Annotated in this window: 13 protein-coding genes; all 13 read left to right on the top strand. The window is 46.2% G+C overall.

Annotated features, from left to right (window positions below; translation table 11 throughout):
- Positions 1–120 precede the first annotated feature (120 nt).
- The 13 genes from ylyA to pyrE all read left to right on the top strand — a co-directional run bounded on the left by ylyA (position 121) and on the right by pyrE (position 13,838).
- Positions 121–495, top strand: coding sequence for a sporulation-related RNA polymerase-binding protein YlyA (gene ylyA / locus MTN95_RS02205; protein ID WP_024121336.1), 375 nt, complete (start codon positions 121–123; stop codon positions 493–495).
- A 110-nt stretch (positions 496–605) separates the two neighbouring features.
- On the top strand, positions 606–1,070 hold the full coding sequence (gene lspA / locus MTN95_RS02200; RefSeq protein ID WP_010334181.1) for a signal peptidase II: 465 nt from the start codon (positions 606–608) through the stop codon (positions 1,068–1,070).
- A gap of 1 nt (position 1,071) precedes the next feature.
- The gene (locus tag MTN95_RS02195; RefSeq protein WP_024121337.1) at positions 1,072–1,983 is read left to right on the top strand and encodes an RluA family pseudouridine synthase; all 912 of its coding nucleotides are present in this window, start codon (positions 1,072–1,074) and stop codon (positions 1,981–1,983) included.
- A 184-nt stretch (positions 1,984–2,167) separates the two neighbouring features.
- Complete coding sequence (pyrR, locus tag MTN95_RS02190) at positions 2,168–2,713, top strand: bifunctional pyrimidine operon transcriptional regulator/uracil phosphoribosyltransferase (RefSeq protein ID WP_024121338.1); 546 nt, start codon at positions 2,168–2,170, stop codon at positions 2,711–2,713.
- A 175-nt stretch (positions 2,714–2,888) separates the two neighbouring features.
- Positions 2,889–4,196 carry a uracil permease PyrP gene (gene pyrP, locus MTN95_RS02185; RefSeq protein ID WP_024121339.1) on the top strand — a complete coding sequence of 436 codons (1,308 nt, stop codon included), beginning with the start codon at positions 2,889–2,891 and terminating at the stop codon, positions 4,194–4,196.
- 147 nt (positions 4,197–4,343) lie between these two features.
- Positions 4,344–5,258, top strand: a complete 915-nt coding sequence (locus MTN95_RS02180) for an aspartate carbamoyltransferase catalytic subunit (RefSeq protein ID WP_248336801.1) — start codon at positions 4,344–4,346, stop codon at positions 5,256–5,258.
- The gene (locus MTN95_RS02175) at positions 5,242–6,528 is read left to right on the top strand and encodes a dihydroorotase (RefSeq protein WP_101861193.1); all 1,287 of its coding nucleotides are present in this window, start codon (positions 5,242–5,244) and stop codon (positions 6,526–6,528) included. Before MTN95_RS02180 ends, MTN95_RS02175 begins: the two co-directional genes overlap by 17 nt.
- On the top strand, positions 6,525–7,619 hold the full coding sequence (locus MTN95_RS02170; protein ID WP_059352883.1) for a carbamoyl phosphate synthase small subunit: 1,095 nt from the start codon (positions 6,525–6,527) through the stop codon (positions 7,617–7,619). Before MTN95_RS02175 ends, MTN95_RS02170 begins: the two co-directional genes overlap by 4 nt.
- Positions 7,604–10,819, top strand: a complete 3,216-nt coding sequence (carB, locus tag MTN95_RS02165; protein ID WP_248336799.1) for a carbamoyl-phosphate synthase (glutamine-hydrolyzing) large subunit — start codon at positions 7,604–7,606, stop codon at positions 10,817–10,819. The genes MTN95_RS02170 and carB overlap by 16 nt, the downstream gene beginning before the upstream one ends.
- Positions 10,816–11,586: a dihydroorotate dehydrogenase electron transfer subunit gene (locus MTN95_RS02160; protein WP_105991224.1), complete on the top strand. Its 771-nt coding sequence runs from the start codon at positions 10,816–10,818 to the stop codon at positions 11,584–11,586. The genes carB and MTN95_RS02160 overlap by 4 nt, the downstream gene beginning before the upstream one ends.
- A complete protein-coding gene (locus MTN95_RS02155; RefSeq protein WP_248336797.1) occupies positions 11,586–12,521 on the top strand; it encodes a dihydroorotate dehydrogenase in 936 nt (311 codons plus the stop codon). The genes MTN95_RS02160 and MTN95_RS02155 overlap by 1 nt, the downstream gene beginning before the upstream one ends.
- Entirely contained in the window at positions 12,490–13,209 is a 720-nt protein-coding gene (gene pyrF, locus MTN95_RS02150; protein WP_103671392.1) for an orotidine-5'-phosphate decarboxylase, read from the top strand. The genes MTN95_RS02155 and pyrF overlap by 32 nt, the downstream gene beginning before the upstream one ends.
- Positions 13,206–13,838 carry an orotate phosphoribosyltransferase gene (pyrE, locus tag MTN95_RS02145; RefSeq protein WP_282459368.1) on the top strand — a complete coding sequence of 211 codons (633 nt, stop codon included), beginning with the start codon at positions 13,206–13,208 and terminating at the stop codon, positions 13,836–13,838. The genes pyrF and pyrE overlap by 4 nt, the downstream gene beginning before the upstream one ends.
- Positions 13,839–13,972 lie beyond the last annotated feature (134 nt).

Genomic DNA, 13,972 nt, shown 5'->3' with positions numbered 1-13,972 from the left:
GGGCCTTTTTTTGTGCCAAGAGTGACATCGTTTAGAATGGCAGGAAAAATCTTATGGGCTTTAGATCATCATTCACAGGTAACAATATAGGTATTACGTTAAGAGCAGGAGTTGTGATGAATGAATGATCAACTGACCGCAATTTATACGGAACTTCTTCTGATGAAAGAAGAATTACAGTCGAGATTATTTGAGTATTCTTGCTTTCAGGTTTCAACAAGCCCGCAAGCAGCAATCAATCATAAACAAAAAGCAACTCTGATCTATCATATTAAAGAAGAGCTTCAAGACGTTCTTCTCGCATTGTCGAAAATTGAGGACGGCACATTCGGATACTGTGAAGAAACTGGAGCTCCCATTCCTCTTTCAAAGCTGGCTGTGCTGCCGACAGCGCGAACAGCAAATGATTTTCTGTATTCAGTCCAATTTGAAAAAAAAACACTTCCTCTGTGGAAGTCAACTGATATTGAATATGATCAGGCGCTGTATGAATAACAGCGCCTCTCCGATTAAGTCTGTATAGAGGCTGATATTTCTTTACTCCAGTGCTTTTTATTGATAAAATGCATAATGGACTAAAGTAACCGTATAATGGAGGAACATTTGTGCTGTATTACGTTATCGCACTACTTATTATCGCAGCTGATCAACTGACAAAATGGCTTGTCGTCAAGAACATGGAACTTGGACAAAGCATACCGATCATTGATCAGGTATTCTATATCACCTCCCATCGCAATACGGGTGCGGCGTGGGGGATATTAGCCGGTCAGATGTGGTTTTTCTACCTCATCACAACTGCAGTCATTATTGGTATTGTTTATTACATACAGCGTTATACGAAAGGGCAAAAGCTTCTTGGTGTTTCCCTTGGACTCATGCTTGGCGGCGCCATCGGCAATTTTATCGATCGGGCTGTCAGACAGGAAGTGGTGGATTTTATCCATGTCATTATCGTCAATTACAATTACCCGATTTTTAATATCGCGGACTCTTCATTATGTGTCGGCGTAATGCTTTTATTTATACAAATGCTGTTGGACAGCGGGAAAAAGAAGAAGGAGCAATAGCATGAATCAATTTGACATAACCGCTTCAGAAGAACAAAAAAGTGAGCGGATTGATAAATTTCTGGCATCAACTGAAAATGGTTGGTCGAGAACCCAGGTGCAGCTATGGGTGAAGGACGGACAAGTTGTCGTGAACGGAAGCCCTGTAAAATCGAATTATAAAATTCAGCCGGGGGATCAGGTGACCGTCACTGTGCCTGAGCCTGAAGCGCTCGACGTGCTGGCAGAACCTATGGATCTGGATATTTACTATGAAGATCAGGATGTGCTGGTCGTCAATAAACCTCGCGGAATGGTTGTGCACCCAGCTCCCGGGCATCTTACGGGTACACTTGTAAACGGCCTTATGGCTCATTGTACGGACCTATCCGGAATAAATGGCGTGATGCGTCCGGGGATCGTCCACAGAATCGATAAGGACACGTCTGGCTTATTAATGGTGGCGAAGAATGATATGGCGCATGAGTCACTTGTAAACCAATTGGTCAACAAAACGGTTACGCGGAAATATACGGCAGTTGTCCATGGGCTTATTTCTCACGATGACGGTACAATTGATGCGCCGATCGGGCGGGATAAGAAAGATCGGCAAAGCATGACTGTAACACGTGATGGAAAAAACGCCGTCACTCATTTTCATGTTCTTGACCGCTTTCAGGAGTTTACGCTTGTGGAATGCCAGCTTGAAACAGGAAGAACGCACCAAATCCGTGTGCATATGAAGTATATCGGATTCCCGTTAGCAGGAGATCCGAAATACGGGCCGAGAAAAACGATCGATTTTAACGGACAGGCGCTTCATGCCGGAATTTTAGGTTTTCAGCATCCGCGCACTGACGAATATATCGAATTTGAGGCACCGCTTCCTGATGATATGTCTGCTTTAATCGAAAATCTGAGAAAAACCCGTTGACAGGGCATCTCTTTTCTGAAATAATAAACGAAGCTGAATAGATTCTTTAAAACAGTCCAGAGAGGCTGAGAAGGATAACGGATTGACGGGATACGTGTATATGCACGCACCTTGTCCTAAAACCCCTCTCTGCCAATGGCAAGAGGGGTTTTTTTCTTCTAAATGAACTGTGAGGTGTCACATAATGAATCAAAAAGCTGTCATTCTCGACGAACAGGCAATCAGACGTGCGCTTACCAGAATTGCTCACGAAATGATTGAACGCAATAAAGGGATGAACAACTGCATCCTTGTCGGTATCAAGACAAGAGGCATTTACTTGGCAAAACGCCTCGCCGAACGGATAGAACAGATTGAAGGGAATCCTGTAACGGTTGGAGAAATTGATATCACCCTTTACAGAGACGATCTATCCAAAAAAACGAGCAATGAAGAACCGCTTGTGAAAGGTGCAGATATACCGGTAGACATCACAGATCAAAAAGTAATTGTCGTAGATGATGTTCTTTACACAGGAAGAACGGTCAGAGCCGCAATGGACGCCCTTGTCGATGTAGGCAGACCTTCCTCAATTCAACTGGCTGTGCTTGTTGACAGAGGACACAGAGAACTGCCGATCCGAGCAGATTACATCGGGAAAAACATCCCGACTTCAAAAGCTGAAAAGGTTATGGTTCAGCTTGATGAGGTTGACAAAAACGATCTCGTCGCCATTTATGAAAATGAATAATGTATCACCTTTTTAAACGCAATCCAGAGAGGTTGCAAAGAGGTGCACAGCGAAGCCCTGAAAGTATGCGGCCGGTCTTTGTATGCCTCTTTGCGTAAAAACAGCAAAGAGGTTTTTTTATACAGTTATTAAGTCATCCTAATATGAAAAGTCATCAATCAGGGGGAAAATCATCATGAGTAAGAAAAAAGTTAATTTAGGAGTCAGGGAAATTCCGAAACCTTTCTCTTGGGTTTCGTTCAGCCTGCAGCATTTATTTGCGATGTTTGGCTCAACGATTTTGGTTCCGAAGCTGGTCGGAATGAGTCCTGCTGTTGCATTGGTGACGAGCGGTATCGGAACACTTGCTTACCTTCTGATCACGAAAGGACAAATACCAGCGTATCTCGGTTCATCCTTTGCCTTTATTTCTCCGATCATCTTGGTAAAAGCGACCGGCGGACCCGGAGCGGCAATGGTTGGTGCGTTTCTGGCAGGGCTTGTGTACGGGCTGATTGCCTTGCTGATCAGACAGCTCGGAACAGGCTGGCTGATGAAGCTTCTCCCGCCTGTCGTCGTAGGTCCGGTTATTATCGTCATTGGCCTGGGTCTGGCCGGCACAGCGGTAAATATGGCCATGTATGCTGATCCGAATGCCAGTGAGCTGGTTTACAGCTTAAAACATTTCAGTGTTGCAGGTGTCACTTTAGCGATCACGATCATTTGCGCGATTTTCTTGCGGGGCTTCTTAAGCTTAATCCCGGTCTTGATCGGAATCATCGGCGGATACTTGTTTGCCTTGACTCAAGGAATTGTCAACTTCCAGCCGGTGCTTGACGCGAAATGGTTTGCAGTCCCTGAATTTATCATCCCGTTTAAAGATTATACGCCGTCAGTGACACTTGGCATCGCCGCAGCAATGGTCCCTGTGGCATTTGTTACCATGTCAGAGCATATCGGCCACCAGATGGTGCTGAGCAAAGTTGTAGGACAAGACTTCATTAAAAAACCGGGTCTCCATCGCTCAATAATGGGCGACAGCGCGGCCACAATCCTTGCTTCCTTGATTGGCGGCCCGCCTACAACAACTTATGGAGAAAACATTGGCGTACTGGCCATTACGAGAGTGTTCAGCGTCTTTGTTATCGGAGGCGCGGCAGTGATTGCCCTTTGTTTCGGCTTCATCGGCAAAATATCTGCGCTTATCAGTTCAGTCCCGTCAGCGGTTATGGGAGGCGTTTCCTTCCTGCTGTTCGGCATCATCGCTTCCAGCGGCTTGAGAATGCTGATTGACAACAAAATTGATTATGAAAATAATAGAAACCTCATCATCACATCAGTCATCCTTGTAATCGGCGTAGGCGGCGCATTTATTCAGGTGTCTGAAGGAGGATTCCAAGTGTCAGGCATGGCGCTTGCGGCAATTGTAGGTGTCATCTTAAACCTGATTCTTCCGCAAGCGAAGGAAGAGCAGGCAGACACATCCGAACAACATCATATTTAAACCTTTTAATGAAAGTCCAGAGAGGCTTGGAAGGGTTATAAAGAGAAGAAAGCTTCACGCTGCTCCTCTATTTAACCGTACCCCGAGTCTATCCAAGACCGGGGTTTTTTTCAGCCTTAAACAAGTTGAAATGAGAGGGGAAAGAAAATGAAGCATTTAACGACGATGAGTGAACTCAGCACTGGGGAAATCAAAGATTTGCTTCAAACTGCGCAAGACCTCAAAAACGGAAAAACAGACCATCAGCTGACAGGTAAATTTGCAGCGAATCTGTTTTTTGAACCAAGCACCAGAACACGATTCAGCTTTGAGGTAGCTGAAAAGAAACTGGGCATCAATGTCCTGAATCTCGACGGAACAAGCACCAGCGTACAAAAAGGCGAAACCTTATATGACACAATTCGAACGCTCGAATCAATCGGTGTTGATGCGTGTGTCATCAGACACAGTGAGGATGAGTACTACAAAGAGCTTGTCGGACATGTAAATATCCCGATTCTGAATGCGGGAGACGGGTGCGGCCAGCATCCGACACAATCATTGCTTGATTTAATGACAATCAATGAAGAATTCAATACGTTCAAAGGCCTTACCGTCTCCATTCACGGCGACATTAAGCACAGCAGAGTCGCGAGGTCTAATGCTGAAGTGTTGACAAGACTCGGTGCCCGCGTTTTGTTTTCCGGTCCGCCGGAATGGCAGGATGAAGAAAATACGTTTGGCGCGTATGTCTCAATGGATGAAGCAGTAGAGACTTCGGATGTTGTCATGCTGCTGCGTATTCAAAATGAAAGACATCAGTCAGCTGTCAGACAGGAAGGCTATTTAAATGAATTCGGCTTGACTGTAGAACGGGCTGAACGTATGAAGCAGCATGCGATTATTATGCACCCCGCGCCTGTGAACAGAGGAGTGGAGATTGATCACAGCTTAGTAGAAAGCAAAAAATCAAGAATCTTCAAACAAATGCAAAATGGCGTATTTATCAGAATGGCAGTGTTACAGCGAGCCTTACAAACCAATGCGAAAAGAGGAGAAGCAGCGTATGTCATATCTCATTAAAAACGGCTGGATACTTAACGAAAATGGTGAAAAAACAGAACAGGATATTCGGGTGACAGGAGAGGTCATCTCAGAAATCGGCAAGCTTGATGCAGCAGATGGAGAAACGGTTATTGACGCGAAAGGATTGCTCGTTTCACCGGGCTTTGTTGACCTCCATGTACACTTTAGAGAGCCTGGCGGAGAGAAAAAAGAAACCATTGAAACCGGCGCAAAAGCAGCGGCGCGCGGCGGTTATACAACAGTAGCAGCCATGCCGAATACACGGCCGGTTCCTGATACGAAGGAGCAGATGGAATGGGTGCAAAACCGCATTAAAGAAACATCATGCGTCAGAGTCCTTCCTTATGCATCTATTACGATCAGACAAATTGGCGATGAGATGACAAACTTTGAAGCATTAAAAGAAGCTGGGGCATTTGCATTTACAGATGACGGCGTCGGTATACAGACAGCAGGAATGATGTATGAAGCAATGAAACGCGCAGCCGCGATTGACAAAGCGATTGTCGCACATTGCGAGGACAACTCCTTAATTTACGGAGGCAGCGTCCATGAGGGGACGTTTTCAAAAGCGAACGGGCTTAACGGCATTCCTTCTGTGTGTGAATCGGTTCATATTGCCCGTGACGTGTTACTGGCTGAGGCGGCAAACTGCCATTACCATGTATGCCATATCAGCACGAAAGAATCTGTGAGAGTCGTGCGTGATGCGAAAAAAGCGGGAATTCGGGTCACAGCAGAAGTTTCACCTCACCATTTACTGCTTTGTGATGAAGACATTCCCGGGCTGGATACAAACTATAAAATGAACCCGCCGCTGCGCGGTGCGGAAGATAGAGAAGCGCTGATTGAAGGACTTTTAGACGGAACGATCGACTTTATAGCAACCGACCATGCGCCGCATACAGAAGAAGAGAAAAACACAGAAATGAAGCTGGCGCCGTTCGGAATTGTCGGTTTGGAAACAGCGTTCCCGCTTCTTTACACACATTTTGTTAAAAACGGCAGCTGGACGCTGAAACAGCTGATTGATTATATGACAATCAAGCCTTGCGAAGCGTTTGGTCTCCCATATGGAACACTGAAAACGGGACAAGCAGCTGACATCACATTAATCGATTTGGAAAGAGAAGCAGTTATAGATAAAGAAACATTCTTATCTAAAGGTAAAAACACACCATTTAACGGCCTTAACTGCAGCGGCTGGCCAGTCGCTACAATTGCAGCAGGAACGCTTGCTTATGAAGAAGGGAGACTTGTGAAATGAAAAGACGATTAGTACTGGAAAACGGAGCGGTATTTGAGGGGAAAGCCTTCGGGAGCTTGGAGCACAGCATGGGAGAAGTCGTTTTCAATACCGGTATGACTGGTTATCAGGAAATTTTGTCAGACCCTTCTTATTGCGGGCAGATCGTTACGTTAACATATCCGCTTATCGGAAATTACGGCATTAACCGTGATGACTTTGAATCCATTACGCCTTTTGTTAAAGGATTGATTGTAAAAGAATTATGTGAACTGCCTTCCAACTGGCGTTCAGCTTACACATTGGATGAGTATTTAAAAATGAAAAACATTCCGGGACTGCAAGGAATTGATACAAGAAAGCTCACGAGAATGATCCGCACGGCAGGCGCGCTAAAAGGAACGTTTGCCTCACCTGATGAAGATATCGAAGCAGTACTGAAAAGACTGAACGAAACTGAACTGCCGAGAAATCAAGTATCCCAAGTGTCAGCCAAAACAGCATATCCTAGTCCGGGAAGAGGCAAACGCATTGTCTTGGTGGACTTTGGCATGAAGCACGGCATTTTAAGAGAGCTGAACAAACGGAAATGTGACGTCATCGTTGTGCCTTACAATGTAACAGCAGAAGAAGTCCTTCAGCTGAAGCCGGACGGCATCATGCTTTCTAACGGACCTGGTGACCCGAAAGATGTACCTGAAGCAATTGAAATGATAAAAGGTGTTCTTGGAAAAGTGCCATTATTCGGAATTTGTCTCGGCCACCAGTTATTTGCGCTGGCGTGCGGAGCCGATACTGAAAAAATGAAATTCGGTCACAGGGGCTCTAACCATCCGGTAAAAGAGCTTGCAACCGGAAAAGTTGCCTTAACATCCCAAAACCATGGCTATACAGTTTCATCTATCAATGAAACAGAGCTTGAAGTCACACACATCGCGATAAACGACGATACGATTGAAGGGCTGAAACACAAAACACTGCCGGCATTTACGGTTCAATATCATCCGGAAGCATCACCCGGTCCTGAGGACGCTAATCATCTATTTGACAGATTTATCGAAATGATCGAAACAACAGAGAAAGAAGGGGAAGCGGTATGCCAAAACGCGTAGACATTAACAAAATTTTAGTAATTGGGTCAGGACCAATAATCATCGGTCAGGCAGCTGAATTTGATTATGCGGGAACTCAAGCCTGCCTTGCATTAAAAGAAGAAGGCTATGAGGTTATTCTTGTCAACTCAAACCCGGCGACGATCATGACCGATACAGAAATGGCTGACCGGGTTTACATCGAACCGCTGACATCTGAATTTCTGACGCGGATCATCAGAAAAGAGCGTCCTGACGCCATTCTTCCTACACTCGGCGGGCAAACAGGCTTGAATCTTGCGGTTGAGCTTTCTGAGCAAGGCGTGCTGGAGGAGTGCGGCGTTGAGGTGCTCGGCACAAAGCTGACTGCAATCCAGCAAGCTGAGGACCGTGACTTGTTCAGAACATTAATGAATGAGCTGAATGAACCCGTCCCTGAAAGTGAGATTATTCACTCGCTAGAAGAAGCGGAGAATTTCGTCAGCCAAATCGGATTTCCTGTCATTGTCCGCCCTGCATATACATTAGGCGGCACAGGCGGAGGGATTTGCTCCACCGAAGCCGAGCTGAAAGAAATTGTTGAAAACGGCTTAAAATTAAGCCCGGTTCACCAATGTTTGCTTGAAAAAAGCATTGCCGGCTACAAAGAAATCGAATACGAAGTCATGAGAGACAGCCAAGACCATGCGATTGTCGTTTGTAACATGGAGAACATTGATCCGGTCGGAATCCATACAGGAGACAGTATTGTCGTCGCACCGAGCCAAACGCTCAGCGACCGGGAATATCAGCTCCTGCGGAATGTATCTTTAAAACTGATCCGTGCGCTTGGAATTGAAGGCGGATGTAACGTACAGCTCGCTTTAGATCCAGACAGCTTCCAATACTACATCATTGAAGTGAACCCGCGTGTCAGCCGTTCATCTGCCCTTGCATCAAAAGCGACAGGCTATCCGATCGCAAAGCTCGCAGCTAAAATCGCCGTCGGCCTTTCATTAGACGAGATGATGAATCCGGTGACAGGTAAGACATACGCAGCGTTTGAACCAGCGCTGGACTATGTCGTATCTAAAATACCGCGCTGGCCATTTGATAAGTTTGAATCAGCAAACAGAAGGCTCGGCACTCAGATGAAAGCGACGGGAGAGGTAATGGCGATTGGCCGCACGCTTGAAGAATCGCTGCTGAAAGCTGTGCGTTCACTGGAAGCTGATGTGTATCATCTTGAATTAAAAGATGCCGCTGATATTTCAGATGAGCTTCTCGAGAAGCGGATTAAAAAAGCCGGAGACGAGCGTTTATTCTACCTGGCTGAAGCGTACAGAAGGGGCTACACAGTTGAGCAGCTTCATGAATTCTCTGCCATCGACCTCTTTTTCCTGCATAAGCTGTTCGGAATCGTTCAGTTTGAAAAAGAGCTGAAAGCAAATGCGGGCGATACAGACGTGCTGAGACAGGCAAAAGAACTCGGATTTTCTGATAAGTACATCAGCCGCGAGTGGAAAATGAAAGAATCTGAGCTTTACAGCATGAGAAAACAAGCGGGAATCGCACCGGTATTTAAAATGGTGGATACGTGCGCGGCGGAATTCGAATCAGAAACGCCATACTTCTACAGCACATATGAAGAAGAAAATGAATCTGTTGTTACAGATAAGAAAAGCGTGATCGTACTTGGCTCCGGCCCGATTCGAATCGGCCAAGGGGTTGAATTTGACTACGCTACGGTTCACTCCGTATGGGCAATTAAACAAGCAGGCTATGAGGCAATTATCGTCAATAATAACCCGGAAACCGTGTCGACCGATTTCAGTATCTCAGACAAGCTGTACTTTGAACCGCTTACGATCGAAGATGTCATGCATATCATTGACCTCGAACAGCCGATGGGCGTTGTCGTGCAATTTGGCGGACAAACTGCAATCAACCTTGCTGACGAACTTTCTGCACGCGGAGTTAAAATCCTTGGAACGTCATTAGAAGATTTAGACCGTGCGGAAGACCGCGATAAGTTTGAACAGGCGCTGGAAGAACTTCAAGTGCCGCAGCCGCTTGGCAAAACTGCGACATCGGTTGATCAGGCGGTAAACATCGCAAGCAACATCGGCTATCCGGTACTGGTGCGCCCTTCATATGTGCTTGGCGGACGGGCGATGGAAATTGTCTATCATGAGGAAGAGCTGCTCCATTACATGAAAAACGCAGTCAAAATCAATCCGCAGCATCCAGTCTTAATTGACAGATATCTGACTGGGAAAGAAATCGAAGTGGATGCGGTGTCTGACGGCCAAACCGTAGTCATTCCGGGAATCATGGAGCACATTGAGCGTGCGGGCGTGCACTCCGGAGACTCCATCGCGGTCTATCCGCCGCAGTCTCTGACGGAAGACATTAAGAAAAAAATTGAACAATATACGATCGCACTTGCAAAAGGGCTGAACATTGTCGGCTTGCTCAACATTCAATTCGTCCTGTCAAAAGGTGAAGTATACGTGCTTGAAGTCAATCCGAGATCAAGCAGAACGGTGCCGTTCTTAAGCAAGATCACGGGCATCCCGATGGCGAACCTCGCGACAAAAGTCATTCTCGGGCAAAAGCTGGCTGAGTTTGGCTACAATGAAGGCCTGCAGCCTGAACAGCAGGGCGTATTTGTAAAAGCGCCGGTCTTCTCCTTCGCGAAGCTGAGAAGAGTGGACATTACGTTAGGGCCTGAAATGAAATCAACAGGAGAGGTCATGGGCAAAGATTCCACTCTTGAAAAGGCGCTCTATAAAGCGCTGATAGCTTCAGGCATTCAAATTCCTAACTACGGTTCCGTGCTTTTAACAGTGGCTGATAAGGACAAAGAAGAAGGGCTTGCCATCGCTAAACGATTCCATGCGATCGGGTATAACATTTTAGCGACCGAAGGAACGGCGGGGTATCTCAAGGAGGCGTCAATTCCAGCGAAGGTCGTCGGAAAAATCGGCCAGGACGGCCCGAACTTGCTTGATGTGATCAGAAATGGAGAAGCCCAGTTTGTCATCAATACGCTGACTAAAGGAAAGCAGCCGGCAAGAGACGGATTTAGAATCAGACGTGAATCAGTAGAAAACGGTGTTGCCTGCTTAACATCTTTAGATACGGCAGAAGCCATTTTGCGGGTGCTGGAAAGCATGACGTTCCGTGCCGATCAAATGCCGGCAATCAACACAAATCAGGAGGCGGCAATCACTATATGAAAAAAGCGTATTTGACGGTGTGTGCTAACCAGCAAATTGCAGACCGGGTGTATCAAATGGTTCTAAAAGGGGAGCTTGTCCAAAGGTTTACTGCCCCGGGACAGTTCCTTCATCTGAAAGTGAGCGAAGCGGTTACGCCTCTTTTGCGAAGACCAATCAGCATTGCTGATGTTAACTTTGAAAAAAATGAAGTCACCATGATTTATCGAGTAGATGGGGAAGGAACAAGACTCTTGTCGCTGAAGCAGAAGGGAGATCTCGTAGATGTCCTCGGGCCTTTGGGCAATGGCTTTCCAGTAGATGAAGTCCAACCCGGAAAGACGGCTTTGCTGGTAGGAGGCGGTGTAGGAGTGCCGCCTCTCCAAGAACTGTCGAAACGTTTAAAGGAAAAAGGCGTAAAGGTCATACACGTTTTAGGATTCCAATCGGCAAAGGATGTTTTCTACGAAAAAGAATGCGGACAGTACGGCGACACATATGTAGCAACAGTTGACGGAAGCTACGGGGAAACCGGGTTTGTCACAGATGTCATCAAACAAAAAAATCTTGAATTTGACATTCTTCTCAGCTGCGGGCCGACACCGATGCTAAAGGCGCTCAAACAAGAATACGCCCACAAAGAGGTTTACATTTCCATGGAAGAACGAATGGGCTGCGGTATTGGTGCATGCTTCGCCTGTGTGTGCCATACAAACGAAAGTGAGACATCCTATGTAAAGGTATGTCTTGACGGACCTGTATTTAAAGCTCAGGAGGTGGCGCTGTAATGCTAGAGGTGAAATTGCCGGGTCTGGATTTGAAAAATCCGATCATTCCCGCATCAGGCTGCTTCGGTTTTGGAACAGAGTTTGCGCGTTTTTATGATTTGTCTTGTCTCGGAGCAATCATGATCAAAGCTACGACAAAGGAGCCCCGCTTCGGGAATCCGACGCCTAGGGTAGCTGAGACTGGCGCTGGAATGCTCAATGCGATCGGTCTGCAAAATCCAGGGCTGGAAAGCGTCTTAGAAAATGAGCTGCCATGGCTTGAGCAATTTGATACGCCTATTATTGCCAATGTCGCCGGCTCACAAGTCGAGGATTATGTTGAAGTCGCAGAACTTATCAGCAAAGCGCCTAATGTCCATGCGCTTGAATTGAACATTTCCTGTCCGAACGTCAAAACAGGCGGAATTGCTTTTGGCACAAATCCTGCCATGGCTGCTGATTTGACGAAGGCTGTTAAAAAAGTGTCAGATGTGCCTGTATATGTGAAGCTTTCTCCGAATGTGGCAAACATCACAGAAATTGCGGTAGCGATTGAAGAAGCGGGTGCGGATGGTCTAACGATGATCAACACATTAATCGGCATGAGGCTCGATTTAAAATCAGGCAAGCCAATATTAGCCAATAAAACTGGAGGGCTTTCGGGTCCTGCTGTAAAGCCTGTTGCGATCCGCATGGTGTATGAGGTCAGCCAGGCTGTCAGCATTCCGGTTATCGGGATGGGAGGCGTTCAGACGGCCGAAGACGCATTGGAATTTCTTCTGGCTGGAGCAAGTGCGGTCGCTGTCGGAACAGCAAATTTCGTGAATCCTTTCGCATGCCCTGACATCATTGAGCAGCTCCCAGCTGTTTTACGCCAATACGGCTATGAATCTGTTGAAGAATGCATCGGAAGGAGCTGGAATCATGAAAAACAACCTGCCCATCATCGCGCTTGATTTTGCATCAGCTGAAGAAACACTGTCATTTTTAGCTCCTTTTCACAAAGAACCGTTATTTGTGAAGGTTGGAATGGAGCTTTTTTATCAAGAAGGCCCGGCTATCATTGCACAATTAAAAGAAAGAAACTGTGAGATCTTTTTAGATTTAAAGCTCCATGACATTCCGACCACGGTGAATAAAGCAATGAAGCGTCTCGCCTGCCTTGGAGTCGATCTCGTCAATGTCCACGCAGCCGGAGGCAAAAAAATGATGGAAGCAGCCTTGGAAGGCTTAGAGGAAGGCACGCCGGCAGGAAAACAACGTCCGTCACTTATTGCGGTAACCCAGCTGACAAGCACTTCTGAACAAATGGTGAAGGATGAGCTGCTGATCAGAAAGCCTCTCATCGACACGGTTGTGCACTACAGCAAACTGGCGGAGAATAGCGGACTTGATGGAGTGGTGTGCTCTGTTCATGAAGCAAAAGCCATTTACGAAGCAGTGTCGCCGTCGTTTTTGACGGTGACCCCGGGTATCCGTATGTCAGCAGACACTGCGAATGATCAAGTTCGCGTTGCAACGCCTTCTATAGCAAGAGAAAAAGGGTCATCAGCAATTGTTGTGGGACGCTCTATTACAAAAGCTGCAAATCCGCTAAAAGCCTATGAAGCTGTCAAACTCGAATGGGAGGGAATCAAACAATGAAACAAATCATCGCAAAACATCTATTAGACATTCAAGCTGTATTTTTACGCCCGAATGAGCCGTTTACATGGGCGAGCGGCATCTTATCGCCAATTTACTGTGACAATCGCCTTACCCTTTCTTTCCCAGAGGTAAGAAAGGATGTTGCTGCAGGCATCAGCAAGCTTATCCAAGAGCATTTCCCGAAAGCTGAAATGATCGCAGGAACAGCGACAGCAGGTATCCCTCATGCGGCATTGGCGGCTGACCGTTTGAACCTGCCGATGTGTTATGTGAGAAGCAAACCGAAAGCACATGGAAAAGGCAATCAAATTGAGGGTGCAGTTCAAAAAGGCCAGAAAACAGTTGTCATAGAAGATTTAATTTCCACAGGGGGCAGCGTACTCGAAGCTGCAGCAGCTCTGAAAGCTGCTGGCTGTGAAGTGCTTGGTGTGGTATCAATCTTTACGTATGGACTTCCTAAAGCGCAGGAAGCGTTTGCTGAGGCTGGTCTTCCATACTACTCGTTAACTGATTATGACACACTGACAGAGGTTGCACTTGAGAATGGAAATATTCATTCAGATGACCTGAAAAAGCTGCAAACATGGAAAACTAATCCCGAGTCAAAAGATTGGTTTAAAAATTAAAAAATAAATTTCAGTATTGTGAAGGGCTTTAATGCCTTGCCACGATTGAAAACAGGCCCTTGGGTCTGTTTTTTTATTAATCCTATAAAAAAACTCGGGTTGACTTATGTTAGAATTGTGCTAAAATTTACTAC

Origin of the sequence: Bacillus sp. 2CMS4F (assembly GCF_023161785.1) — a bacterium.
GTDB classification, from domain to species: Bacteria; Bacillota; Bacilli; order Bacillales; family Bacillaceae; genus Bacillus; species Bacillus halotolerans.
The sequence above is the reverse complement of the archived record's forward strand: the minus strand, read 5'-3'. Positions and strand labels throughout refer to the sequence as shown.